Raw genomic sequence first — 23343 nt, forward strand, 5'->3', positions numbered from 1 at the left:
GATGACACACACATATCGGACGGCATCGGCCTACGGATCGGTCGACGGCGGCGGCGGACGCGGCGGCTGGAGGGAGCGGGCCGGTCACTTCGCCCTCCTGCCGCTGCGGATCTTCCTCGGCGTGACCTTTATCTATGCGGGGATCGACAAGCTCACGGACAGCCAGTTCATGGCCGCGAGCGGACCCGGTTCCATCGGCGATCTCATGCGCAGTGTCCGCGACACCTCAGCCGTGCCCGCACTTGTCGATCTCGCGCTCAAGAGCCCCGAGGGCTTCGGCTACGCCATCGGCATCGGTGAGCTCGCCGTCGGCATCGGCACCCTCGTCGGGCTGCTGGCCCGGCTGGCCGCGCTCGGCGGGGCGCTCATCTCGCTGAGCCTGTGGCTGACCGTGAGCTGGCAGACCGAGCCGTACTACTACGGCAACGACTTGGCCTACCTCATGGCCTGGCTGCCGCTCGTGCTCGCCGGGGCTTCGTACCTCTCGCTCGACGCCCTTCTGGCGGAACGGCGGCGACGGATGCGGTAGTGAATCAGGCTCACCAGACCGGCCAGGAACAGACCGCCGAAGACGACCGGGAAGACCACGAACCAGGGGGTCTGCCAGCTGCCGGCCGCATCGCCCGCGTACAACAGGGCGGCGGCCAGCACGGCGAGACCCGCGATCAGCTTGCCCGGCCGGAAGCCATGCCGGAATTCACGACGTGGCACGGGTGACCTCCACTTGTCCGATGCCCACTTCGAGGCGTAGTTCCAGGGTGCCCGACGGCTTCGCGCCGGCGGGCGGGGACAGCGTCTGCTGCCGCTCCTGGCCGGGGGCGACGTCGATGTCGTTCGCCGCGTCGCCGGGGAGGCGGATGTCGCCGAGGCCCGCCTCGGCACGCAGCTTCACCGTCGCGTTCTTCGGTACGACGACCTTGAGCTGACCCGCGGCGACCTCGGCCCTCGTCGACACTGATTGCCCCGCCGGGACGGCGACGGCCGAGAGGTTGAGGGTCGCGATGCCCGAGCCGAGTTCGTACTGCGGCTGGACGGCGGCGACCGACGCCGGCTTCCACTCCTTGCGCATCCAGTCGGTGGTGATGTCCTTGGGCAGCGCGGCGGCGCCCGCCAGCAGCACCGCCGTGATCATCGTCAGCATGATCGTGCCGAAGCCGGTGCGGCCGACCACCGAGCTGACCAGCAGACCGAGCCCGAACACCGCCAGCGCGCAGACGAGCCCGAGCTGCAGGCTCGTGCCCATCGGATTGCTGTCCCAGCTGAGCCAGGTGCCGAGACCGCCCGCGATCAGCGCGTTCAGGAAGATGGTGCCGCCGATTCCGCGCGGGCCGTGGACGCGGGCGGGAGTGGCGGTACGGCTCGGGGCCGGCGCGGCCGCCTCCGCCGCCGCGCCCTCCGGACCCCACAGATAGCCGGTCGGTACCGGGCCCGTCGTGCCGTCCTTGATGATCGGGTCCCGCCACCACGACGGGCTGTCGGGCACGGGCGGCGCCTTCGTCTCGGGCGGGGCCTCGGACACCGCGTGCGCGGTCGCCGCATCGAGCGGTGCGCCGGCGGGTGCGGCCAGACGGCGGCGCTGCGACCAGACGGCGGCGCCGCCGACCGCGAGCGAGAGCAGTGCGGCGAAGGCGAGCGTCCCGCCGTTGCTCAGCATGGACAGGAACAGTCCGCAGCCGATGAGCGCGAGAAGCACGGCGGTCAGTTGCGCGCCCTCGACGCGGCCGGACAGCAGCCGGCGTCCTTCGTTCTCCTCCTCGTCCTCGGACGGGATCAGCAGCCAGGCGAAGCCGTAGAAGATCAGGCCGATGCCGCCGGTCACCGAGAGCACACCGATCACGATCCGGAATATCACCGGGTCGATGTCGCAGTACCGGCCGAGCCCGCCGCAGACACCGGCCACGACCTTCTGACGGGAGGCGCGGCGCAGCGGCAGCTGCGCTTCGGCCTGCGCTTCGGACTGCGTTTCGGAGTGCGCTTCTGATTGCGCCGAGTCCGGCTGCGCGTCGCTCCGCACCGCGGAAGGCGCGCCCGGTGGCGGCCCGGGCGGGGCATCGTGTCGCGCCTCATACGGAGGGGTCGGCTCTGTCATGGCTCCATGGTGACGGGCCGTACGCCGTGACGGCACCCGGGTCGACCCTGGCCGTTCCCTGATATCGGCCCGGCACCGGCTCCGGGTCTAAGGGTCGGTTTGGGGGACGACCCTGATACCGCGGCCCACCCTCGCGTGTGACGATCGGAGCATGCCAGTCGCCACGCCCCGACCCGCCGGACCCTCGCGCGCCCCAGCGCCGGAGGAGCAGCCGCTGCGCAAGCTGTACCGCAGCGCCGACGGCCGGCTGCTCGGCGGTGTGGCACGCGGCCTCGCGGGCCATCTGGGACTGCCCGTCATCTGGGTACGGCTCGCCTTCCTCGGCCTCTTCATGGCCGACGGCCTCGGCGTGCTGCTGTACGCGGTCTTCTGGATCGTCGTACCGCTCGGCGTCGGGGGCAGGACCACCGAGCCGCGCTCCGTCTTCGAGACCACGCCCGACGGCCGGCGCCGGCTGCGCAAGCCCGACAAGGGACAGCTCTTCGCGATGGTCGCGCTGCTCATCGGCGCCGCGATCTTCGCCGGCAATGTCCAGATGGGCAGCAGCGCCAACCGCTACATCTGGCCGACGCTGCTGATCGGCGCCGGTGTGGTGCTGGTCTGGCGGCAGGCGGACAACGCACGCCGCGCCCGCTGGACCGAGGTCGGCCGCCGCCGCCGGCTGCTGCAGCTGGGCCGGGCGCTGGCCGGCGTGGCCCTGGTCGGCATGGGCCTGACCGTCTTCGTGGTGGTCCGCGGCTCGGCGGCCCAGCTCGGCAACGTACTGACCGCCGCGATCGCCGTCATCGCCGGTGTCGCCCTGCTGGCCGGGCCCTGGCTGGTGCGGATGACGCAGGATCTCTCGGAGGAACGGACGATGCGCATCCGGGCCCAGGAGCGTGCCGAGGTCGCCGCGCACGTCCACGACTCCGTACTGCACACCCTCACCCTGATCCAGCGGAGCGCCGACGACGGCGGGGAGGTGCGGCGCCTCGCCCGCGCCCAGGAGCGCGAGCTGCGGAACTGGCTGTACAAGCCGGAGGGAACCGGCAAGGACGAGGACGAGGAGCCGGACACCCTCGCCGAGGCCGTGAAGAAGGCCGCCGCCGAGGTCGAGGACAAGCACGGCGTCCCGCTGGAGGTCGTCGTCGTCGGCGACTGCCCGCTCGACGAGAAAGTGTCCGCACAGATGCAGGCCGCGCGCGAGGCAATGGTCAATGCGGCCAAGTACGGTGGCGAGGGGGGCGCGGTCCAGGTCTACGCGGAGGTCGAGGGCCGTACGGTCTTCGTCTCCGTACGGGACAGGGGACCGGGATTCGATCCGGATTCGGTGCCCCAGGACCGTATGGGCGTAAGAGAATCGATCATCGGCCGGATGCAGCGCAACGGCGGAACGGCGCGACTGCGCTCGGTTCCCGGCGGGGGCACCGAGGTCGAGCTGGAGATGGAGAGGGCGAGCGAATGACCGAGACAGAGGCTGCTGCGGAGACCACCGAGCGGCGTGTACGGGTCGTGCTCGTCGACGACCACCGCATGTTCCGTACCGGCGTGCAGGCCGAGATCGGCCAGACCGAGAGCACCGGGGTCGAGGTGGTCGGCGAGGCCGCCGACGTCGACCAGGCGGTCACCGTGATCACGGCGACCCGTCCCGAGGTCGTCCTGCTGGACGTCCATCTGCCGGGCGGCGGTGGAGTGGAGGTGCTGCGCCGCTGCGCCTCGCTGATGGCGGCCGGTGAGAATCCCGTACGGTTCCTCGCGCTGTCCGTCTCGGACGCGGCCGAGGACGTGATCGGGGTGATCCGGGGCGGTGCGCGCGGCTACGTCACCAAGACGATCACCGGAGCGGACCTGGTCGGCTCGATCTTCCGGGTGCAGGACGGCGACGCGGTCTTCTCGCCGCGGCTCGCGGGCTTCGTGCTGGACGCGTTCGCCTCGACGGACGCACCGCCGGTGGACGAGGACCTCGACCGGCTCACCCAGCGGGAGCGGGAAGTGCTGCGGCTGATCGCGCGGGGGTACGCGTACAAGGAAATCGCGAAGCAGCTGTTCATCTCGGTGAAGACGGTGGAGTCCCATGTGTCGGCGGTGCTGCGGAAGTTGCAGCTCTCGAATCGTCACGAATTGACGCGATGGGCGACGGCTCGTCGTCTGGTCTAGGTTCCGTTGTGAGGTAATCGGTACATAGCCGGGCAACCGACTATGCCCCGTTCGCCTCTTGTTCTGCGTGATGAATTTGACGGGGAACACCTTCTTCGTGATCACGATCGTCCTGGTCGTGATCGCCGTACTCCTGCCGCTCCTGTTCTGGAGCCGGCTGCGCGGACCCGCCGTGGTGCGGGGCGCCGGCCGGCTGGTCATGGTGCTCTTCGCGCAGGCGACGGCGGTCCTTGTGGTGTTCGTGGCGGTCAACAACGCCAATGGCCTGTACGACAGCTGGGACGACCTGCTCGGCACGTCGAACCATGTCAACACCGCGGTCGACCTCGGACCCAGCGGCACCGGCGGCAGGCAGATCTCCTCCCTGCCGAAGATGCGGCAGAAGTTCGAGAAGGTCGATGATCCCACGCTCGGCAGCGGGCTGCGCCGCACTAAGCTCAAGGGCGGGATCTCGGGCGTGGAGGGCGAGGTGTATGTCTGGCTGCCGCCGCAGTACGACGACCCCGCCTACCGCAGCAAGCAGTTCCCCGTCGTCGAGCTGCTCTCCGGCTTCCCCGGCTCGTCCAGGAGCTGGTTCCGCGCGATGAAGGCCCAGTCCAGGATTCAGCCCCTGATCGAGTCGGGCAAGGTCGCACCCTTCATACTCGTCTCGCCCCGCACGATGCTGCTCGGTGCCTCCGACCACGGGTACGCGAACATTCCGGGGACGGTCAACGCTGACAGCTGGCTGACCGTCGACGTACGCAAGATGGTCGCCGACAACTTCCGGGTCTCCCTGAACGCCGACAGCTGGGCCATCGCGGGCTACTCCGCAGGAGGGCACGGCGCGGCCAAACTGGCCCTCGCCCACCCCGACCGCTATCGCGCGGCCGTCAGCCTCTCCGGCTACAACGACCCGGCCTCGGAGAAGGACTCGATCACGGGCTCGGACCCGGAGCTGCGCCGCGAGAACGACGTCCTGAATATCCTCAAGTCGGCCGGGAAGCCGCCGCGGGTCTCACTGCTGGCGACGGGGGAGGGCGTGGACGGGTACCTGCCGGGTGTCGCGCTCCAGCGTGCGGCCAAGGCGCCGACAAGGGTCGAGGTGCGCAAGACGACGGGCGGGCACCTCACCCGGGTGTGGGGCAAGGAGCTGCCGTACGTCTTCGAGTGGCTGACGCGCCAGATGCACCTGCAGGGCATGAACCAGGACCAGAGCCGGGGCGAGGCCGGGGGACAGGCCCAGGGCCGGTACGAGGCGGGAGTTCTGGACGGCCTCGAAGAGGAGCCCCAGAGCGCCGCTGCCCTGCTTGAGTGACACATCGGCCTTGTCGCACATGATCTACGCGGGGCGGGTCGCGCCCGCGAACGGCATCTGGTCGATCGGTGCGACGCGGACGGGGGCCCCGGGGCGTGGTGCGTGGATCATGTTGCCGCCGCCGATGTAGAGGCCGACATGGGAGACGCCGGAGTAGAAGAACACCAGGTCACCCGGGGAGAGTTGGGAGCGGGACACCCGTTCGCCCGCGTTGATCTGGGTGTACGTGGTGCGCGGCAGTGAGACTCCGGCGGAGCGCCAGGCGGCCTGGATGAGACCGGAACAGTCGAAGGACGAGGGGCCGGTCGCGCCCCAGACGTAGGGCTTGCCGAGCGCTCCGTAGGCGTAGGCGACGGCTTGCGCGGCACGGGAGCTGGGAGCCTTGAGCGAGCCGCGGGGGGCGGCGGAGCGGTCCGCGCGCTCGGCTGAGGGCTCTTCCGCGCCGCCGTACGTGCTGTCGTACACGGCACGCTGCTGGGCGTTGAGCTGAGCCAGCGTGCGTTCGGCCGCCGCGAGCTTGTCCTGCACCGTGGACTTGTGCGCCGCCAGCTCGGTCTGCCGCGCCTTGAGAGCGCTCATCCGCTCGCCCGCCTGAGCCCTCAACCGGGCGATCTCCACCAGCTGCTGATGCACGCCCGCGATCGCGGCCGCCTGCCGCGCGCCGACCCGCTCGGCGAGCGCGGCCCGTTCGAGGTACTGATCGGGATCGGAGCTGAGCGCGAGCTGCAGACCGGGGTCCATGCCCCCGGCGCGGTACTGGGCGGTCGCGATCGAACCGAGCGCGTTGCGTGAGGTGTTGAGCCGCTCGGTCCTGCGGGCGGCCTCGTCGCGCAGCGCGTCCAGCGATGCGCGCGCCTCGGCGGTCTGCTCCTTGGCCCCGTTGTACTTCTCGGTGGCGGCCTCCGCCTCCTGATAGAGCTTGTCGGCCTTGGCCTTGATCTGTGCGGGGGTGAGGAGGGGCTCGGCGTGCGCGGAACCTTCGAAGGCGGTGGCGGTCGCTGCGCCGGCGAGCGCGATGGTGGCGGCGGTCCTGGCCGCGGGCCCGGTGAACGGATGCTGCTTGGGTTTCCGGTGCGCTGCCACGAGGGCGTCCACGTCCTTCCGTCTTCCCTGCGGGGTCCGAGTCCGAGTCCGAGTCCGACGGCACACCGCACAGGGGGAGCGGCCCGCCGCCGGATCTCTCGGCGGTGGTGACCGGCTGCCGCCCAGGGGCTCGGCGGCGGTGGGGAGTCGGTCACCTGAGGGAGGACGCTAAACCGGAGTGTCACGGGAGCACGGCGTAAGGACAGAAATTGCCCAAAGGTGGACATGATGGTGCGCATTGTGAGAGCCCGGACCATGGTGCGGGACCGCATTCCCGCACCGGCGTGACCGATGCGGCGAACGAGGCCCGCCTGCCCTGCGGGTGGTGGTATGGGCAGAGCTAAGCGGCCCCGGGGCTCGGCGGCTTCCTGACGCAGATGACGGCGATGAGTTCGGGAACGGCGCGCTTCGGCCCGGCGATGCTGGTTACGGGCGTGGTGCTGGTGGGCCTGAACCAGGCGGACGACCAGCCGGTGAACAACCTCAAGATAGGCATCAAGCTGGCGGTGCTGATCGTGATTCTCGGGCTGGTGTACGTCAAGCGGGACGAGGAGAAGGTCGAGAAGGCGTTCTTCGGGGCGGTGGGCGGACTGACGGTCGCGAACATCTTCATCGCGACGCTCTGGACCTGAGACCGCCGGTGGAGTGAGACCGCCGGTGGACGTGAGAACGCCCGGGCGCCCGATGTGCGCCCGGGGGTTCTGCCTCCGCCGGTGTCAGGCGGGACGCACGCTGCCGTAGATCGGCATGTAGTAGATCGACTCCTCGCGGACGTTCGCACCCGGCTTGGGCGCGTGGATCATCATGCCGTCGCCGATGTAGATGCCGACATGGCTGATGTCGTCGTAGAAGAAGACCAGGTCACCCGGGAGCAGATCCTTCGTCGCGATCCGCTCGCCGACCTTCACCTGGTCCCAGGTGGTGCGCGGCAGGTCCACGCCCGCCGCCTTCCAGGCGGCCTGGGTCAGCCCCGAGCAGTCGTACGAGCTGGGGCCCGCCGCGCCCCAGACGTACGGCTTGCCGAGCTGCGAGCGGGCGAAGGACAGGACCTTGGCGGCCTTCGTCGCGTACGCGCTGTCGCCGCTGGTGCCGGTGCCGGTGCCGGTTCCCGTGCCTGTGTCGCCGCTCGGGGTCTGCGCGCGCTCCTGCTCCAGGCGCTTGCGCTCGGCCTCCGCCCTGGCGCGGGCCTCCGCCTCCTCCTCGGCCTTTGCCTCGGCCTTGCGGCGCGCCTCCTCTTCCTTCTGGCGCTCGATCGCCGCGAGCCGCGCCTTCTCCTCGGCCGTCAGCTTCGACAGCAGCGACCGTGCCTCGCTCAGCTTCGACTGGACGGTCTGCTTGCTGGTGCGCAGGGCCTTCTGGGAGAGCGTGAGCGCCTCGAGGCTCTTCGTCGCCACCGTGCGCTGCTTGGCGGCCTCGGCGCGCTGGGCCTCGTAGTCCTCGATGACACCGCGCTGACGGTCGGTCATCCGGTCCATCAGCTGCGTCTGCTCGAAGTAGTCCTGAGGGCTGTCGGCGAAGAGCATCGCGGCGGTCGGGGTGACGGCGCCCGTACGGTACTGCGCGGCCGCGTAGTTGCCGAGCGTGCGCCGGGACTCGTTCAGCTTCTCCGTGCGCTGCGCGGCGTCGTCGAGCAGCTGGTCGACCTCGCGCCGCTTCTCGGCGGAGGTCTCCTTCGCCTTGTTGTACTTCTCGGTCGCGGTGCCGGCCTGCCGGTACAGGTCGTCGACCTTCTTCTGCACCTCTTCGACCGAGGGCTTCGGCTCGACGGGTGCGGCGTTGGCGCTCTGCGTCGACAGCAGCGTGACGGATGCGAGGGCTGCCGTCGTGAACCCGACGGCGGGGGTGTTCGTGCGCAGTCCTGCCATTCCTGCAATTCCGGTACGGGCACGCGATTTGCGATGCGACGCCAAGGCCGACATCTCCTTCTTCCGTGGACCGCCTACCGGGTTAGCTGTCGGGTTCGGGCGGAACGGAAGATCGCCCTACGGACCCGATGACGCAGGTCCGATTCACCCCGGTTGTGCATGTTGGGTCCCCGGTTCCGAACTTCCTTGACGAAAGCCCGAATTCGGCGCAGGCCGCCCGATTGGCGTGGGTCGCCAGGGGGATACGGGCCGCCTGATCGAGCACGCTAGCCAACTGGTGTGGTTGCTGTGAAGGTTGATGTTCGAAATGTCCGATACATTTTCGTGACCTTTATGAGTGAGGGCTCTGGTATGGCGCGACGGCGTGAGGTGATTACGGAGCGTGAGCAGGGTCGAATCAGGTCGTCATCCCCATGCGGCCGCGGGCTGTCAGTCCGGCGGCCTAGACTCGGAGAGCGATGAGCAGCCTCTTTGACGACAGTTTCCTGGCGGACCTCCAGCCCGGCTCGGAGCAGCATCCGCCGCCGCCCGACGACTCGGCCCCGGAGGAGATCCCGGACGATCTCTTCCAGGGTGCGTTCGACGTGCCCCCGGCCCGGGACCCGTACTACCGCGACGGCGCCCCGCGCACCGTGGTGGACCCCGCAGCCCTGCTCGAGGGGCTGAACGAACAGCAGCGCGCCGCCGTCGTGCACATCGGTTCGCCGCTGCTCATCGTGGCCGGTGCCGGCTCCGGCAAGACCCGGGTGCTGACCCACCGGATCGCGCATCTGCTGGGGACCCGCAGCGTCCACCCCGGCCAGATACTGGCGATCACCTTCACCAACAAGGCCGCGGGCGAGATGAAGGAGCGCGTCGAGCAACTGGTCGGCCCGCGCGCCAATGCCATGTGGGTCATGACCTTCCACAGCGCGTGCGTCCGGATTCTGCGCCGGGAGTCCAAGAGGCTCGGCTTCACCTCGTCGTTCTCGATCTACGACGCGGCGGACTCGAAGCGGCTGATGGCGCTGGTCTGCCGCGATCTGGACCTCGACCCCAAGAAGTTCCCCCCGAAGTCCTTCAGCGCGAAGATCTCGAACCTGAAGAACGAGCTGATCGACGAGGAGACCTTCGCCGACCAGGCCGCCGACGGTTTTGAGAAGACGCTGGCCGAGGCGTACCGCATGTACCAGTCGCGGCTGCGCGAGGCCAACGCCCTCGACTTCGACGACATCATCATGACCACGGTCCACCTGCTCCAGGCCTTCCCGGACGTCGCCGAGCACTATCAGCGGCGCTTCCGTCATGTCCTGGTGGACGAGTACCAGGACACCAACCACGCTCAGTACACGCTCGTACGCGAGCTGGTGGGGACGGGCCAGGAGGACCTGCCGCCGGCCGAGCTCTGTGTCGTCGGTGACGCCGACCAGTCGATCTACGCCTTCCGCGGCGCCACCATCCGCAACATCCTCCAGTTCGAGGAGGACTATCCGGACGCGAAGACGATCATGCTCGAGCAGAACTACCGCTCGACCCAGACGATCCTCTCCGCCGCCAACGCCGTCATCGAGCGCAACGAGAGCCGCCGCCCCAAGAACCTGTGGACGAACGCGGGCGCGGGCGCGCGGATCACCGGCTATGTCGCGGACACCGAGCACGACGAGGCGCAGTTCGTCGCCGACGAGATCGACCGGCTGACGGACGCGGGCGACGCGAAGGCCGGCGACGTCGCCGTCTTCTACCGTACGAACGCCCAGTCCCGTGTCTTTGAAGAGATCTTCATCCGGGTCGGGCTGCCGTACAAGGTCGTCGGCGGAGTGCGCTTCTACGAGCGCAAGGAGGTCCGGGATGTGCTCGCCTACCTGCGGGTGCTGGCGAACCCCGAGGACACCGTCCCGCTGCGCCGCATTCTGAACGTACCGAAGAGGGGCATCGGCGACCGCGCCGAAGCCATGATCGACGCACTCTCGCTGCGCGAGAAGATCACCTTCCCGCAGGCGCTGCGGCGCGTAGACGAGGCGTACGGGATGGCGGCCCGCTCCGCCAACGCCGTCAAGCGCTTCAACGTGCTGATGGAGGAGCTGCGTACGGTCGTCGAGTCGGGCGCCGGACCGGCCACGGTGCTGGAAGCCGTCCTGGAGCGGACCGGGTACCTCGCCGAGCTGCAGGCCTCGACCGACCCGCAGGACGAGACGCGCATCGAGAACCTTCAGGAACTGGCGGCTGTGGCGCTCGAGTTCGAGCAGGAGCGCGGCGCGGAAGAGGGCACGGGCACGCTCGCCGAGTTCCTGGAGAAGGTCGCGCTCGTCGCGGACTCCGACCAGATCCCCGACGGGGACGAGGATGGTTCCGGCGTCATCACCCTGATGACACTGCACACCGCCAAGGGCCTCGAATTCCCCGTGGTGTTCCTGACGGGCATGGAGGACGGCGTCTTCCCGCATATGCGGGCCCTCGGTCAGGCGAAGGAGCTGGAGGAGGAGCGGCGGCTGGCGTACGTCGGCATCACGCGCGCCCGCGAGCGCCTCTATCTGACGCGGTCGTCGATGCGCAGTGCGTGGGGCCAGCCCTCGTACAACCCGCCCTCGCGCTTCCTCGAGGAGATCCCGGGCCAGCACCTGGAGTGGAAGCGGACGGGCCCGATGGCCGCGCCCGCGGGTCCGACGTCCGGCATCACGTCGTCGCTCTCGTCCTCGCGCTCGCGGTCGGGCGGCGGAGCTTCGGGCTTCGCGACCCGGCGTACGAGCGACAAGCCGGTGATCTCGCTGGCGGTGGGGGACCGGGTCACGCACGACCAGTTCGGCCTCGGGACCGTGGTGGAGGTGACCGGGTCGGGTTCGGACACGCAGGCGACGGTCGACTTCGGGGACACGAAGCCGAAGCGGCTGCTGCTGCGGTACGCGCCGGTCGAGAAGCTCTGAGTCCCTAGGCCGTGTCCGGGCGGACAGGGCCTAGGTGGGATCCAGGCCGTGGCTGCGAAGCCACGGCAGCGGGTCGATCGCCGAGCCGCCGCCGGGCCGTACCTCGAAGTGAAGGTGCGGTCCGGTGGAGTTGCCGGAGTTGCCCGAGTACGCGATGACGTCGCCGGCCTTGACCGAACCGGAGCGGATCCTGGTGCTGCTGAGGTGGCAGTACCAGGTCTCGGTGCCGTCGGCCGCGGTCACGATGGCCATGTTTCCGTAGGCGCTGTTGTACTGCGTACGGACGGTGCCGTCGGTCGCGGCCATCACCTCGGTGCCGTACGACACGGGGAAGTCGATACCGGTGTGCACGGACATCCAGTTGACGCCGGCCTGGCCGTAGTAGGCGCTGAGGCCTTCCCGGTTCACCGGCAGCACGAACTTGGGGCGCATCGCCTCGCGGCGCTTGGCCTCGTCGTCGCGCTTCTTCTTCTCCGCCTCCTGGCGCGCCTTGAGGTCGAGGCGTTCCTGGGTACGGGAGGCACGGTCGCCGAAGTCGCGGGCGTCGGCGCTGAGAGCGGCGAGCTGCGTGTCTATCTTGCTGTTGGCGGCGACGGGCTTGACGGAGGCCGGATCGGCGGCCGCCAGGTTGGTCGTGTCGTCCTTGGTTTCACCGGCGCTTGCGCCGAGGCCACCGACGGAGGCGGCGGCGATACCGGCGACGCCCATCACACAGGCGGAGGGCACGGCAACGGTGAGGAGGGCGGAGCGCTTCGCGGGGGTACGGCGACGGCCTCGGCTTCCACCGGAACGGCGGACGGGGCGGGGGGTGACGGGAGGAGGGCTCCAGGTCGGGCGCCGACTCGGGTTCGGGCTCGGACTCGGGTTCGAGTTCGGCCTCGTGGGCCTGCTCGTGCTCGGTCTGCTCGTGCTCGGTGTCGGTCTGCTCGGCCTCGTAGTCGTACTCGTGCTCGCGCTGAGGCTCTGGCTGAAACTCGTCCGGTTGAAACTCGTCGGGCTGGAAGTCGGTCGGCTGGAACTCGGCCGGGTTCTCGTAGCCGGTCCCGTATCCGGCGTCGGCTGCGAACTCAGTCGTGAACTCGGCAGTGAACTCGGCAGTGAACTCGGCGGTGAACTCCGGCGCCGGGCTGAACTCCTGCTGCGGTGTGAACTGTTGCGGTACGTGAGCCTCCGCGCCCGTGTTCCAGGCGGTGGCGTCATACGTCCCGGTGCCGAAGGTGGGCGCGGCCCACTGCCCGGTCGTGTCGTACGCGAAGGTGGCCGCGGCGGTCTCGTACTGGCCCGTCTGCGCGGTCTGGTTCCAGGCGCCCGCGTCCCACTGGCCGGTGGTGTCGTACTGACTCGCGTCGTATTGACCCGTTGTGTCGTACTGACCCTCGTGCTGACCCGAGTTGTACTGACCCGTCGTGTCGTACTGGCCGGAAGTGTCGTACTGCGGGAATTGCTGCGCCTGCTGCGGCTGTTGTACCTGCTGCGCGGTGTAGACGTCGTAACCAGGGGTCTGGTGCGAGCCGGTGTCCCACTGGCTGGAGTCGTACTGACCGCTGTGGCCCGCCTCGTAGCTGCCCGGAAGGGCGCCGAACAGCGGGTCGGAGTCGAAGCTGCCGGTGGCGTAGGCGTCGTGCCCGTACCCGGCGTGGGCGTGCTGGTCGTTCACCAACTTCTCTCTCGCCTCGGCAGCAGGACCTGGGTTTCCGGTTCCGGGGCCCCGGAGAGCGGGGTCCCAGAGGGAAAGCAGTGGCGCGACTGTACCCGGCGGTATGCGACGGCGACAATCTTCGGCAGGTTTTAGGTAATCAGGAAACGGGCATTCGGCCGTCTTTCGGGGGACTGCGGGCAGAGCTTTGGCCCTACGTTCGAAAAGTGTTCGACGTTTGGCAGCCTTGTCGGACGCGGAAAGGGAGCTGGTCCGTGCGCCGAATCAGGCGACGGAGACGGCTCCCGAGGTGCCTGCCGCCGGTTCGCTCGAGTCGAGCGCCTGCCGGATGCCGGCCGCGACGGCGGGGTGGACCGGCAGGGCGAGATGACCGATTCCGCTGACGCGCACGTTCTGCGCGAGGAGATCCGGGTGGTCGATACAGGCCGTTTCGACCGGGGCCATCAGCTGGTCGAGGTCGCTCCAGAAGCTCACGAACCGGGTACGGCACCCGGGTGCGGGCTTGCGCAGCTCCTCGATCACCGTGGAGCCGGGGCGCATCTGGCGGACTATGGGGTGCGCGCCGGCGAGGGGGGCGACGGTGGTGCCGGAGTGCGGGGTGCCGAGCGTGACCAGGGTGCGCACCCGCTGGTCACCGCCGAGGCACTGCACGTAGTAGCGGGCGATCAGACCCCCGAGGCTGTGCCCGACGATGTCGACCTCGTGGTGCCCCGTACGGGCGCAGATCTCCTCGATGTGCCGGCCGAGCAGCTCGGCGGCGGCGCGGACGTCGCAGGTCAGAGGGGAGTAGTTGAGGCACTCGACCTGGCGCCGGCCGTGCCGCGCGAGGGAGCGGCGGAGCAGGACGAAGACGGAGCGGTTGTCGACGAAGCCGTGCAGCAGGACGGCGGGCGGGTGGGACGGGCCTCCTCCGGTCGGAAGGGGCGCGGCCTGGGGCGGCAGCTCGACGCTTCTGGGCTTGGGGCCGGGGTCGCGGCGCTCGGGGGCGAGGCCGGAGGGGTACAGGAGCAGATGTCCGGCGAGGATCGCCAGCTCCAGGGTGGTGGCGCGCAGCAGCGCTGCCGTGAGTTGCAGGTGTCGCACGGGGCGCAGACACAGGGGAAAGAAGGGCAGAAACTTCGTGACCTTCAAGGCCGACCTCCTGAAACGGCACGCCGGAGGACGGCTCCGTCCCCCGTGTGCCCTCATGGGGCGCCACAGTCGCTGCACCGTGCCGCGCGGCTGACGGCACGGTGCTGCGACTTTCCTGTAGCGGCTCCCTTGCGGCGGTCCCCGTGCGGCTTGTATGCCGCGTGATGCGGGTACGACGCTTGGCGAACATGTCCCACGTGTGATTTCCCCCTCGCTATCCACCGTGAAACGGCGGGTTGCGGGATGCTGGAGATAACGTTCGTTCACTTTCCCGGACCATGGTCGGTGCGGGACCCGTGTGGAGGCAGTGATGGGTGTGACTGGTCCGATCCGCGTGGTGGTGGCCAAGCCTGGCCTCGACGGCCACGACCGCGGGGCCAAGGTGATCGCGCGGGCGCTGCGCGACGCGGGCATGGAGGTCATTTACACCGGTCTCCACCAGACGCCCGAGCAGATCGTGGATACGGCGATCCAGGAGGACGCCGACGCGATCGGCCTCTCGATTCTCTCCGGCGCGCACAACACGCTGTTCGCGAAGGTGATCGAGCTGCTGAAGGAGCGGGACGCGGAGGACATCAAGGTGTTCGGCGGCGGCATCATCCCGGAGGCGGACATCGCTCCGCTGAAGGAGAAGGGCGTGGCGGAGATCTTCACCCCGGGCGCGACGACGACGTCGATCGTGTCCTGGGTCAACGCAAACGTCCGCCAGCCCGCGTAAGGCCTCCGGCGGGGGGTGGGTTCTTGTCCGGTGCGGGTCGCCTCCGGCGGGTGCGGTCCCTGTGCGTCGGGGCACGGGTATTGGGTCTTGTCCGGTGCGGGTTCCGGTGCCCCTCCGGGCTCGACTCCTCGGGGTCGGCGGCGTACAGGTCACTTGTCGCGTGACCCGGGTCTTGCCGCCAATCCCCTCCGGGCCGACCCTGCACGGCCCCTCCCGCCGGGACGGGACAAGGCCACCCGCCTCGGGCCCCCGGTTCGCCGGTGGAAACCACCCACCGGACAGCAACCACCAACGCCCCCGGCCCACGGCAACCACATGACCGGGTGAGTCCGCTACCTCAGTTCAACCGCCATCGTCGCCCGCAACCTCAGCGTTGATACCAAGCGCTGGAACGCCTCCGACCAGTAACCCCCCGCCCCCGGCGACGCCCCCTCCGTCTCGGGCGGTGTCGTCGTAAGGATCTCCAGGCGGCTCGCCTCGCCCGGGTTCAGGCAGCGTTCCGCCAGGCCCATCACCCCGCTGAAGCTCCAGGGGTAGCTGCCCGCGTCCCGCGCGATGTCGAGTGCGTCGACCACCGCACGGCCCAGCGGTTCCGCCCACGGCACCGCGCAGACGCCCAGCAGCTGGAACGCCTCCGACAGTCCGTGCGCCGCGATGAACTCCGCGACCCAGCCCGCCCGTTCCCCCTCGGGCAGCGTCGCGAGCAGCTTCGCCCGCTCTGCGAGGGACGTCGTGCCGGGACTCGTCTCCGGCGGCGTGCCCGGTGCGCCGAGGAGGGCGCGGGACCACTCCGCGTCCCGCTGCCGCACCGCCGCCCGGCACCACGCCGCGTGCAGCTCGTCGCCCCAGCCGTCGGCGACGGGCAGCGCCACGATCTCCGCGGCCGTACGCCCGCCGAACCGTCCCGGCCAGGTGGACAGCGGGGCCGCCTCCACCAACTGGCCCAGCCACCAGGACCGTTCGCCCCGGCCCGACGGCGGATTCGGCATCACCCCGTCGCGCTGCATGTCCGCATCGCACTCGTGCGGAGCCTCCACGCCTATGCCTGTAGTGCCCTCGCCGCGGTCCAGGCTGACGCAGGACGCCGCCCGCGCCGCCATCCGCCCGGCCAGCGCGGAGTGCGGCAGCGCGGAGAGCAGCTCGGCCGCCGTGGCGCGGACATTGCGGCTGCGGTCGGACAGGGCCTGTTCCAGGAAGGGCTCGTCCGCGTCGGTCAGTCCCGTACGCAGGGAGTCCAGGAACATCAGCCGGTCCTCGGCACGCTCTGTGGACCACGTCGCGGCCAGCAGCGCCAGTGCCGTACCCGCGTCGCGCTCCCGTACGGCGGCCAGCAGCGCGACCCGCTCGGCGAACAGCCCTTCGTCCCAGAGTCGTTGGACGGCCTCGGGGTCGCCCACGTCCGGCAGGGTGGCACTGCCGGACGCGCCCCGCAGCGCGAACTTCCACTCCGGGTTCAGCCGGGCCAGCCACAAGCCGCGCGGCCCGGCGAAGGTGAGGGCCTGCGGCCGCAGGTCCGTACGCGCGCGGGCGGCGTCCAGCAGCGCGGGCAGTACGGACGGCGGCGCCTGGTACTCGTGCGCGTTGGCGGCGGCGAGCCACTGGGGCAGCAGCTCGGTCAGATCGGGAGCCGTACCGCGCCGCCCCCCGGCGGACGGGGCGGACCGGTCTGTCAGCAGCTGGGCCAGCCGGCGCCGGGCGGGCGCGGGCAGTTGCGGGCGGGCGTCGTGCGGTGCGGGTTCGGGACGGGCGGCGGCGGGTGCGGGCAGCAGTCCCGCTCTGCGCCGTACGGTGTGGAGCGCCGCGGCGTCCAGCAGCGCGGTCGGCGCGTCCTTGCCCGGGGTGACGGCTTCGGGCGGCGGCGTGCGGCGGTCGGTGCCGAGAAGGGCCGAGGTGACGAGCTCTTCCCACAGTGAGGTGCTGGTCATGGAGCCTCCGTACGTTCAGATGAGAGGGACCGTCTCGGCCGCGTGCTTCGACCAGGCGGCGAGCGGCGTGAAGCCCTGGTGCCCGCACTCGCCGAAGACGGTGACCGGATCGCCGCCGGAGAGCGCCGCGAGCTTCCACAGCCCGGGGCGGGAGAGCGCGGCCGGTGCGATGGGCAGCGCGGACTCGCCCTCGACGTCGGCCAGTTGCCACCCTTCGCCGGCCTGGGGGTGCCTCCCGGGCGAAGCTCCGGGGGACGGTATGACGCCGCTGAGCGTCACCGGCCAGGAGTCCAGCCAGGGGTCATCCCGCAGGGCCCGTCCGTACGCCTCGACGGCCGCCGCGGCCGGCCCGCCCGGCGGCGGTGACCCGATCGGGACCGGCGGGCCGAACTGCTCACCCAGATCCGCCCGCAGCTGCCCTGCCCCCGCGTACGGCGTGAGCTCGGCGTCGATCATCAGCCCCACCGGGAGCGCCTGCTGCGGGGAGCGGCCCGCCGCACCGAAGGAGAGCAGCAGGGCAGTGCGCCCCGACTCCTGCCCGTACAGCCAGATACGGCGTGTGGTGATCTTGCTGTCCGACGAGTCGTACTGGGCGAGGATCAGCCAGTGGTCCCGGACCGGTGGGCCCTCGGCGGGTGAGGTGAGGCCGACTCGGGTCCGGACCGTCGCGGCCAGCGGCTCCGGCAGTCTCTCGATGCCCAGCCAGGCCGCGTCCAGCAGATGGATCAGCGCGCACTCCTCCAGCAGCCGCACCGGCCAGCCGGGCCCGGACCCCGGTATCGCGCCCAACTCCCTCACCCGGCCGGCCAGGCCCGGCGCCTGGGCGTCGACCATGCGCGCCGCGGTCTCCTCCCAGAGTCCGTAGCCGGACTGCTCGGCCGATGCCAGGCCGCCGCGCAGCAGATCCGCCATCCGCTGTTCAAGTTCCGTCGCGCCCGCGGCGATTCGGGCCGCCCGGCGCTCGGCACGCCGCCTGGCCGCCTCGGGATCGCCGGCCTTCGCGGGCTGCTCCGCGCCCGCGTCGCTCTGTTCCTTGTCGGTGGCGCGTTTCTTGCGCCCTTCCAGCCACTCCCCGGCCCAGTCCGGCGTCGTGGAGTCCGCTACGGCCTCCTCGTCCGCCGCCCAGAGCAGCAGCAGTCCCAGCGCGTGCTTGCACGGGAACTTCCGGCTCGGGCAACTGCACTTGTAGGCCGGGCCCGTGGTGTCGACGACTGTCTGGTACGGCTTGCTGCCGCTGCCCTTGCACAGGCCCCAGACGGCCCCCGAGCCGCTGCTGCCCGCGCCGGACCACGGCCCGGCCGTACCGAGTCGGTTTCCCGCTTTGCGTGACGCGTCGTCAGGAGCCAGAGCCAGCACCTGTTCCGACGTCCAGCGCACCCCCTGCTGATTCATACCCGAGACGCTACGGGGCACCACTGACAATCGGTTCTGACCTGCGGCGACGGCCGATTGTCAGTGGCATGGTGCACGGTGGATCCCACAACGGGTCGAACGATCTGGAGGGGGATCCATGACCGTGTCCGAAACCGGCACAGCCACCGGCGCCGAGGCTCTGCGGCCGCACGCCGAGGATGCTTTCGCCGAGGAGCTCAAAGCGCTCGCCGCGGCCGACGACCGGCCGCGGCCGGTCAGATGGCGGTTGTCGCCGTGGGCCGTCGCCACCTATCTGCTCGGCGGCACGCTGCCCGACGGGACCGTCATCACGCCCAAGTACGTGGGGCCGCGCCGGATCGTCGAGGTCGCCGTCACGACGCTCGCCACCGACCGGGCGCTGCTGCTCCTCGGCGTGCCGGGCACCGCCAAGACCTGGGTGTCCGAGCATCTCGCCGCGGCCGTCAGCGGCGACTCCACGCTACTGGTGCAGGGCACCGCGGGCACGCCGGAGGAAGCCATTCGCTACGGCTGGAACTACGCGCAGCTGCTGGCCCACGGCCCCAGCCGGGACGCGCTGGTGCCCAGCCCCGTCATGCGCGCGATGTCGGAGGGCATGACCGCGAGGGTCGAGGAGCTGACCCGTATCCCCGCGGACGTACAGGACTCGTTGATCACGATCCTGTCCGAGAAGATCCTGCCCGTCCCGGAGTTGGGGCAGGAGGTGCAGGCGGTCCGCGGGTTCAATCTCATCGCCACGGCCAATGACCGCGACCGCGGGGTCAACGACCTCTCCAGTGCGCTGCGGCGCCGGTTCAACACGGTGGTGCTGCCGCTGCCCGCGACGCCGGAGGCCGAGGTCGACATCGTGTCGCGGCGCGTCGACCAGATAGGGCGCTCGCTCGATCTGCCGGCCGTGCCGGAGGGGCTCGAGGAGATCCGCCGCGTGGTCACCGTCTTCCGGGAGCTGCGGGACGGGGTCTCGACGGACGGCCGTACCAAGCTCAAGTCGCCCTCGGGGACGCTCTCCACGGCCGAGGCGATCTCCGTGGTCACCGGCGGTCTCGCGCTCGCCGCGCACTTCGGGGACGGCGTGCTGCGGTCCGGCGACGTGGCGGCCGGCATCCTCGGCGCGGTCGTGCGCGACCCGGCGGCGGACCGGGTCATCTGGCAGGAGTACCTGGAGACGGTGGTCCGCGAGCGCGACGGCTGGAAGGACTTCTACCGCGCCTGCCGCGAGGTGAGCGTATGACCGGCCCTCTGCTGCTCGGGGTGCGCCACCACGGTCCGGGCTCGGCACGCGCGGTGCGGGCCGCGCTGGATGCGGCCGTGCCTCCGGCGGTGCTGATCGAGGGACCGCCGGAGGGGGACGCCCTGCTGGCGCTCGCGGCGGACGAGCAGATGCGCCCGCCGGTCGCGCTGCTGGCGCACGCGGTGGACGACCCGGGGCGGGCGGCGTTCTGGCCGCTGGCCGAGTTCTCCCCGGAGTGGGTGGCGATCCGCTGGGCGCTGGAACGCGGGGTCCCGGTGCGGTTCATCGACCTCCCGGCGGCGCATTCGCTGGCGCTGGCCGCGGCGGAGGAGGCCGCGGAGGAGGCCGCGGAGGAGGAGGCCGCGGCGGCGGGTCTGCCTGCAGCGGAGGCTCCCGGCCTGCCCGCCGGGGCGGGGCCCCTCCGGGACCGGGCACCCGGCGGTGCCGACGCAGGAGCGGCTGACCCCGAGTGGGACGCCGTGCCGGGTCCGGGCGCGCCCGGGTCGGAGTCCGCCGGAGCCCTGCCGGTCGCGGGCCGGGCACCTGCTGGTGCTGACCTTGGAGCGGCTGACCCCGAGTGGGATGCCGTGCCTCGAGGCGCGACGCACGGAACGGGCCCGCGAGCGGGCCACGGCCCGGTCACGGCGGCGGAGCCGGCCGATGGCCCCCCGGCCGGGGGCGGGGAGCCGGGCCCGCCCGATGAGCGCGGGCTGCGGATTGATCCCATCGCCGTGCTGGCCGGGACCGCCGGGTACGACGATCCCGAGCGGTGGTGGGAGGACGTCGTCGAACACCGCGGGACGGGGGACGACAGCGGCGATCCCCGGGCGGCCTTCCTGGCGCTCGGGGAAGCCATGGCCGCGCTGCGCGAGACCTACGGACACGGCGGGCACGAACGCGATCTCGCGCGCGAAGCCCATATGAGGCTCCAACTGCGGGCCGCGCGGCGTGAGTTCGGGGACAGCGTCGCCGTTGTCTGCGGTGCCTGGCATCTGCCCGCGCTCGAGGAGAGGACCACCGTCGCTGCCGACAAGGCTCTCCTCAAGGGGCTGCCCAAAGTCAAGACCGAGATGACCTGGGTGCCCTGGACGTACCGAAGGCTCGGCCGGCACAGCGGCTACGGCGCCGGGATCGACTCGCCCGGTTGGTACGGGCACCTCTTCGGCGCGCCCGACCGGCCCATCGAGCGGTGGATGACCAAAGTCGCGAGGCTGCTGCGCGACGAGGACCGACTGGTCTCGTCCGCCCATGTCATCGAGGCCGTACGGCTCGCCGAGACGCTCGCCGCCATGCGCGGGCGGCCGCTCGCCGGGCTGACCGAGACGACCGATGCGATACGGGCCGTGATGTGCGAGGGCTCCGATGTGCCGCTCGACCTCGTCCGGGACCGGCTCATCGTCGGGGATGTGCTCGGTGAGGTGCCGGACGCCGCGCCCGCCGTGCCGCTGCAGCGCGACCTGACCCGGCTCCAGCGCGGCCTGCGCCTCAAGGCGGAGGCGCTGGAGCGGGAGCTGGAGCTGGATCTGCGCAAGGAGACCGACGCGGCGAAGAGCAGGCTGCTGCACCGGCTGCGGCTGCTCTCGATCGGCTGGGGCGAGCCGGTCACGGGACGGGGGAGCACCGGCACCTTCCGGGAGAGCTGGCGGCTGCGCTGGGAGCCGGAGCTCTTCGTGAAGCTCGCGGAGGCCGGAGTGTGGGGCACCACGGTGCTCTCCGCCGCCACTGCGAAGGCCGAGTCGAATGCCGTGTCGACCACCGCCCTCGCCGATGTCACCGCGCTCGCCGAGCAGTGCCTTCTGGCCGAACTGCCCGACGCGCTGCCGGTGGTGATGAGGGCGCTGGCCGACCGGGCCGCGCTGGACGCGGACGTAGGCCATCTCGCCCAGGCGCTGCCCGCGCTGGCGCGCTCCCTGCGGTACGGGGACGTGCGGTCGACCGACACGGCCGCGCTGGGCGAGGTCGCGGCCGGGCTCGCCGAGCGGATCTGCGTCGGCCTGCCGCCCGCGTGCACGGGACTCGACGCGGACGGCGCTGCCGGGATGCGGGGCCATCTGGACGGGGTGCACACCGCGATCGGGCTGCTGCCGAAGGCCCCGGAGCTGAGCGGGCGTTGGGGCTCGGTACTGCACCGGCTCGCGGTCCGCGACACCGTGCCCGGGGTCATACGCGGCCGGGCGGCCCGGCTGCTGCTGGACGACGGGCGCCTCGAGGAGGACGAGGCCGCGCGGCTCATGGGCCTCGCGCTCTCGGTCGGCACCCCGCCCGCCGAAGCGGCCGCCTGGATCGAGGGCTTCGTCGGCGGCGCGTCCGGGGGCGGAATGCTCCTGGTTCACGACGAGCGACTGCTCTCACTCGTCGACGCCTGGCTGACCGGTGTGCCGGCGGACGCGTTCACCGACGTGCTGCCGCTGCTGCGCCGCACCTTCTCGGCGTACGAACCGGGTGTGCGCCGCACGCTGGGCGAGCTGGTCCGGCGCGGACCCGCGTCGGCTGCTGGTTCCGCGCACGCCGAGTCCACGGCGCCCGGCTTCGGTGCGGGTCTCGACGGGCCGCGGGCGGACGCGGTGCTGCCGGTGCTGCACCTGCTCCTCGGAACAGGCGTGCCCGGAACTGACGCGCCCGGAATTGACGTACCCGGTATCGACGACAACGACCTTGTGGGGATGGCCCGATGAAGGAGACCGCGTACGACGAGCGGCTGCGGCGGTGGCGGCTCGTGCTCGGTGGGGAGTCCGGGGGAGGTACCGGCTGCGCGCTCGCCGGTACGGACGTGGCGATGGACGGCGCCCTGACCGCGCTCTACGGCGCCGACAAGGGCGCCGGCAACCGCGGCGGCGGCAATCGTTCGGCCGGGCTCGGCGCTTCCGCGCCGTCCGTCGCGCGCTGGCTCGGCGACATCCGTACGTACTTCCCCAGCTCCGTCGTCCAGGTCATGCAGCGTGACGCGATCGACCGGCTCGGCCTGTCCGCACTGCTGCTGGAGCCGGAGATGCTGGAGGCCGTCGAGGCGGACGTCCATCTCGTCGGCACCCTGCTCTCCCTCAACAAGGCGATGCCCGAGACGACCAAGGAGACGGCCAGGGCTGTCGTACGCAAGGTCGTCGACGATCTCGAGAAGCGGCTCGCGACCCGCACCAGGTCCACCCTCACCGGGGCGCTCGACCGGTCCGCGAAGATCAACCGGCCGCGCCACCGGGACATCGACTGGGACCGCACCATCCGGGCCAACCTCAAGAACTACCTGCCGGAGTTCAACACGGTCGTGCCCGAACGGCTCGTCGGATACGGACGCGCGTCCCAGTCCGTGAAGAAGGACGTGGTGCTCTGCATCGACCAGTCGGGTTCGATGGCGGCCTCCGTCGTGTACGCCTCCGTCTTCGGCGCGGTCCTGGCGTCCATGCGCTCCATCGCCACCCGCCTCGTCGTCTTCGACACCGCGGTCGTCGACCTCACCGACCAGCTCGACGACCCGGTGGACGTCCTCTTCGGCACTCAGCTCGGCGGCGGCACCGACATCAACAGGGCGCTCGCGTACTGCCAGTCGCAGATCACCCGCCCCGCCGACACCGTCGTCGTACTGATCAGCGATCTCTACGAGGGCGGCATACGGGACGAAATGCTCAAGCGGGTCGCGGCGATGAAGGCGTCCGGTGTGCAGTTCGTCGCACTGCTGGCACTGTCCGACGAAGGAACGCCCGCGTACGACCGCGAGCACGCGGCGGCTCTGGCGGCGCTGGGCGCACCGGCCTTCGCCTGTACGCCGGACCTCTTCCCGGATGTCATGGCGGCCGCGATCGAGAAAAGGCCACTGCCCATACCGGACATGGCGACTCATCAGTAACAGGGGGCTTGCGTCCACCCGGGAGGCTCGTGCGAGCATCGTCCCGATCCCCGCGGAAGGTCCGCTTCCGCCGACCGG

General features: G+C 70.9%; 16 protein-coding genes, 2 pseudogenes and 1 riboswitch. Of the genes and pseudogenes, 11 read left to right on the plus strand and 7 right to left on the minus strand.

Going from position 1 to position 23343, the window contains the following annotated elements:
- Position 1: 1 nt before the first annotated feature.
- Both SLUN_RS24385 and SLUN_RS42095 read left to right on the plus strand, forming a co-directional pair.
- Entirely contained in the window at positions 2-529 is a 528-nt protein-coding gene (locus tag SLUN_RS24385; protein WP_108151651.1) for a DoxX family protein, read from the plus strand.
- Positions 529-717, plus strand: coding sequence for a hypothetical protein (locus SLUN_RS42095; RefSeq protein ID WP_159100315.1), 189 nt, complete (start codon positions 529-531; stop codon positions 715-717). The genes SLUN_RS24385 and SLUN_RS42095 overlap by 1 nt, the downstream gene beginning before the upstream one ends.
- On the opposite strand, the gene SLUN_RS24395 is transcribed toward SLUN_RS42095, so the two are convergent.
- Positions 698-2089 (minus strand): PspC domain-containing protein, encoded by a 1392-nt coding sequence (locus tag SLUN_RS24395; protein ID WP_108151655.1) that lies wholly within the window; start codon positions 2087-2089, stop codon positions 698-700. The two genes, SLUN_RS42095 and SLUN_RS24395, sit on opposite strands and share 20 nt — an antisense overlap.
- Positions 2090-2240: 151 nt before the next feature.
- Between SLUN_RS24395 and SLUN_RS24400 the strand changes: the two genes are divergently transcribed.
- The 3 genes from SLUN_RS24400 to SLUN_RS24410 all read left to right on the plus strand — a co-directional run bounded on the left by SLUN_RS24400 (position 2241) and on the right by SLUN_RS24410 (position 5522).
- Positions 2241-3533: an ATP-binding protein gene (locus SLUN_RS24400; protein WP_108151657.1), complete on the plus strand. Its 1293-nt coding sequence runs from the start codon at positions 2241-2243 to the stop codon at positions 3531-3533.
- Entirely contained in the window at positions 3530-4225 is a 696-nt protein-coding gene (locus SLUN_RS24405; RefSeq protein WP_108151659.1) for a LuxR C-terminal-related transcriptional regulator, read from the plus strand. The genes SLUN_RS24400 and SLUN_RS24405 overlap by 4 nt, the downstream gene beginning before the upstream one ends.
- A 70-nt stretch (positions 4226-4295) precedes the next feature.
- Positions 4296-5522 carry an alpha/beta hydrolase gene (locus SLUN_RS24410; RefSeq protein ID WP_108151661.1) on the plus strand — a complete coding sequence of 409 codons (1227 nt, stop codon included), beginning with the start codon at positions 4296-4298 and terminating at the stop codon, positions 5520-5522.
- Between the two features lie 24 nt (positions 5523-5546).
- On the opposite strand, the gene SLUN_RS24415 is transcribed toward SLUN_RS24410, so the two are convergent.
- Complete coding sequence (locus SLUN_RS24415; RefSeq protein WP_108154914.1) at positions 5547-6605, minus strand: C40 family peptidase; 1059 nt, start codon at positions 6603-6605, stop codon at positions 5547-5549.
- A gap of 356 nt (positions 6606-6961) precedes the next feature.
- Here SLUN_RS24415 and SLUN_RS24420 point away from each other — a divergent pair.
- A pseudogene (locus tag SLUN_RS24420) lies at positions 6962-7237 on the plus strand (hypothetical protein); the annotation flags it as partial.
- A gap of 84 nt (positions 7238-7321) precedes the next feature.
- Here SLUN_RS24420 and SLUN_RS24425 read toward each other — a convergent pair.
- Entirely contained in the window at positions 7322-8524 is a 1203-nt protein-coding gene (locus tag SLUN_RS24425; protein ID WP_108151663.1) for a C40 family peptidase, read from the minus strand.
- 2 nt (positions 8525-8526) lie between these two features.
- Positions 8527-8689: riboswitch (cyclic di-AMP (ydaO/yuaA leader) on the minus strand.
- A 239-nt stretch (positions 8690-8928) separates the two neighbouring features.
- On the opposite strand from SLUN_RS24425, the gene pcrA reads away from it, so the two are divergent.
- A complete protein-coding gene (gene pcrA, locus SLUN_RS24430) occupies positions 8929-11370 on the plus strand; it encodes a DNA helicase PcrA (RefSeq protein WP_108151665.1) in 2442 nt (813 codons plus the stop codon).
- A 30-nt stretch (positions 11371-11400) separates the two neighbouring features.
- On the opposite strand, the pseudogene SLUN_RS24435 reads toward pcrA, so the two are convergent.
- Together SLUN_RS24435 and SLUN_RS24440 are read right to left on the minus strand one after the other, a co-directional pair.
- Positions 11401-13027: pseudogene (locus SLUN_RS24435) on the minus strand (M23 family metallopeptidase).
- A 264-nt stretch (positions 13028-13291) separates the two neighbouring features.
- Entirely contained in the window at positions 13292-14158 is an 867-nt protein-coding gene (locus SLUN_RS24440; RefSeq protein ID WP_179955300.1) for an esterase/lipase family protein, read from the minus strand.
- 310 nt (positions 14159-14468) lie between these two features.
- On the opposite strand from SLUN_RS24440, the gene icmB reads away from it, so the two are divergent.
- Complete coding sequence (gene icmB / locus SLUN_RS24445; protein ID WP_108151669.1) at positions 14469-14876, plus strand: coenzyme B12-dependent isobutyryl CoA mutase small subunit; 408 nt, start codon at positions 14469-14471, stop codon at positions 14874-14876.
- Between the two features lie 332 nt (positions 14877-15208).
- On the opposite strand, the gene SLUN_RS24450 is transcribed toward icmB, so the two are convergent.
- Both SLUN_RS24450 and SLUN_RS24455 read right to left on the minus strand, forming a co-directional pair.
- Positions 15209-16801: a DUF5691 domain-containing protein gene (locus SLUN_RS24450; protein WP_108151671.1), complete on the minus strand. Its 1593-nt coding sequence runs from the start codon at positions 16799-16801 to the stop codon at positions 15209-15211.
- Between the two features lie 15 nt (positions 16802-16816).
- A complete protein-coding gene (locus SLUN_RS24455) occupies positions 16817-18193 on the minus strand; it encodes an SWIM zinc finger family protein (protein ID WP_179955301.1) in 1377 nt (458 codons plus the stop codon).
- A 118-nt stretch (positions 18194-18311) separates the two neighbouring features.
- On the opposite strand from SLUN_RS24455, the gene SLUN_RS24460 reads away from it, so the two are divergent.
- From SLUN_RS24460 to SLUN_RS24470, 3 genes are read left to right on the plus strand one after another with little or no spacing between them, the layout of a single operon-like run.
- Complete coding sequence (locus SLUN_RS24460) at positions 18312-19424, plus strand: ATP-binding protein (protein ID WP_108151675.1); 1113 nt, start codon at positions 18312-18314, stop codon at positions 19422-19424.
- Entirely contained in the window at positions 19421-22099 is a 2679-nt protein-coding gene (locus tag SLUN_RS24465) for a DUF5682 family protein (RefSeq protein ID WP_254710274.1), read from the plus strand. Before SLUN_RS24460 ends, SLUN_RS24465 begins: the two co-directional genes overlap by 4 nt.
- Entirely contained in the window at positions 22096-23265 is a 1170-nt protein-coding gene (locus SLUN_RS24470) for a VWA domain-containing protein (RefSeq protein WP_108151676.1), read from the plus strand. The genes SLUN_RS24465 and SLUN_RS24470 overlap by 4 nt, the downstream gene beginning before the upstream one ends.
- Positions 23266-23343: the final 78 nt, after the last annotated feature.

Origin of the sequence: Streptomyces lunaelactis, assembly GCF_003054555.1 — a bacterium.
Taxonomy (GTDB): domain Bacteria; phylum Actinomycetota; class Actinomycetes; order Streptomycetales; family Streptomycetaceae; genus Streptomyces; species Streptomyces lunaelactis.

What these genes read in the sequence shown, in the direction of transcription:
- SLUN_RS24385 (WP_108151651.1), top strand. Translation starts at nt 2, where the DNA reads ATGACACACACATATCGGACGGCATCGGCCTACGGATCGGTCGACGGC.
- SLUN_RS24465 (WP_254710274.1), top strand. Translation starts at nt 19,421, where the DNA reads ATGACCGGCCCTCTGCTGCTCGGGGTGCGCCACCACGGTCCGGGCTCG.
- SLUN_RS24400 (WP_108151657.1), top strand. Translation starts at nt 2,241, where the DNA reads ATGCCAGTCGCCACGCCCCGACCCGCCGGACCCTCGCGCGCCCCAGCG.
- SLUN_RS24455 (WP_179955301.1), bottom strand. Translation starts at nt 18,193, where the DNA reads ATGAATCAGCAGGGGGTGCGCTGGACGTCGGAACAGGTGCTGGCTCTG.
- SLUN_RS24405 (WP_108151659.1), top strand. Translation starts at nt 3,530, where the DNA reads ATGACCGAGACAGAGGCTGCTGCGGAGACCACCGAGCGGCGTGTACGG.
- SLUN_RS24470 (WP_108151676.1), top strand. Translation starts at nt 22,096, where the DNA reads ATGAAGGAGACCGCGTACGACGAGCGGCTGCGGCGGTGGCGGCTCGTG.
- icmB (WP_108151669.1), top strand. Translation starts at nt 14,469, where the DNA reads ATGGGTGTGACTGGTCCGATCCGCGTGGTGGTGGCCAAGCCTGGCCTC.
- SLUN_RS24410 (WP_108151661.1), top strand. Translation starts at nt 4,296, where the DNA reads ATGAATTTGACGGGGAACACCTTCTTCGTGATCACGATCGTCCTGGTC.
- SLUN_RS24450 (WP_108151671.1), bottom strand. Translation starts at nt 16,801, where the DNA reads ATGACCAGCACCTCACTGTGGGAAGAGCTCGTCACCTCGGCCCTTCTC.
- SLUN_RS24425 (WP_108151663.1), bottom strand. Translation starts at nt 8,524, where the DNA reads ATGTCGGCCTTGGCGTCGCATCGCAAATCGCGTGCCCGTACCGGAATT.
- pcrA (WP_108151665.1), top strand. Translation starts at nt 8,929, where the DNA reads ATGAGCAGCCTCTTTGACGACAGTTTCCTGGCGGACCTCCAGCCCGGC.
- SLUN_RS24395 (WP_108151655.1), bottom strand. Translation starts at nt 2,089, where the DNA reads ATGACAGAGCCGACCCCTCCGTATGAGGCGCGACACGATGCCCCGCCC.
- SLUN_RS24460 (WP_108151675.1), top strand. Translation starts at nt 18,312, where the DNA reads ATGACCGTGTCCGAAACCGGCACAGCCACCGGCGCCGAGGCTCTGCGG.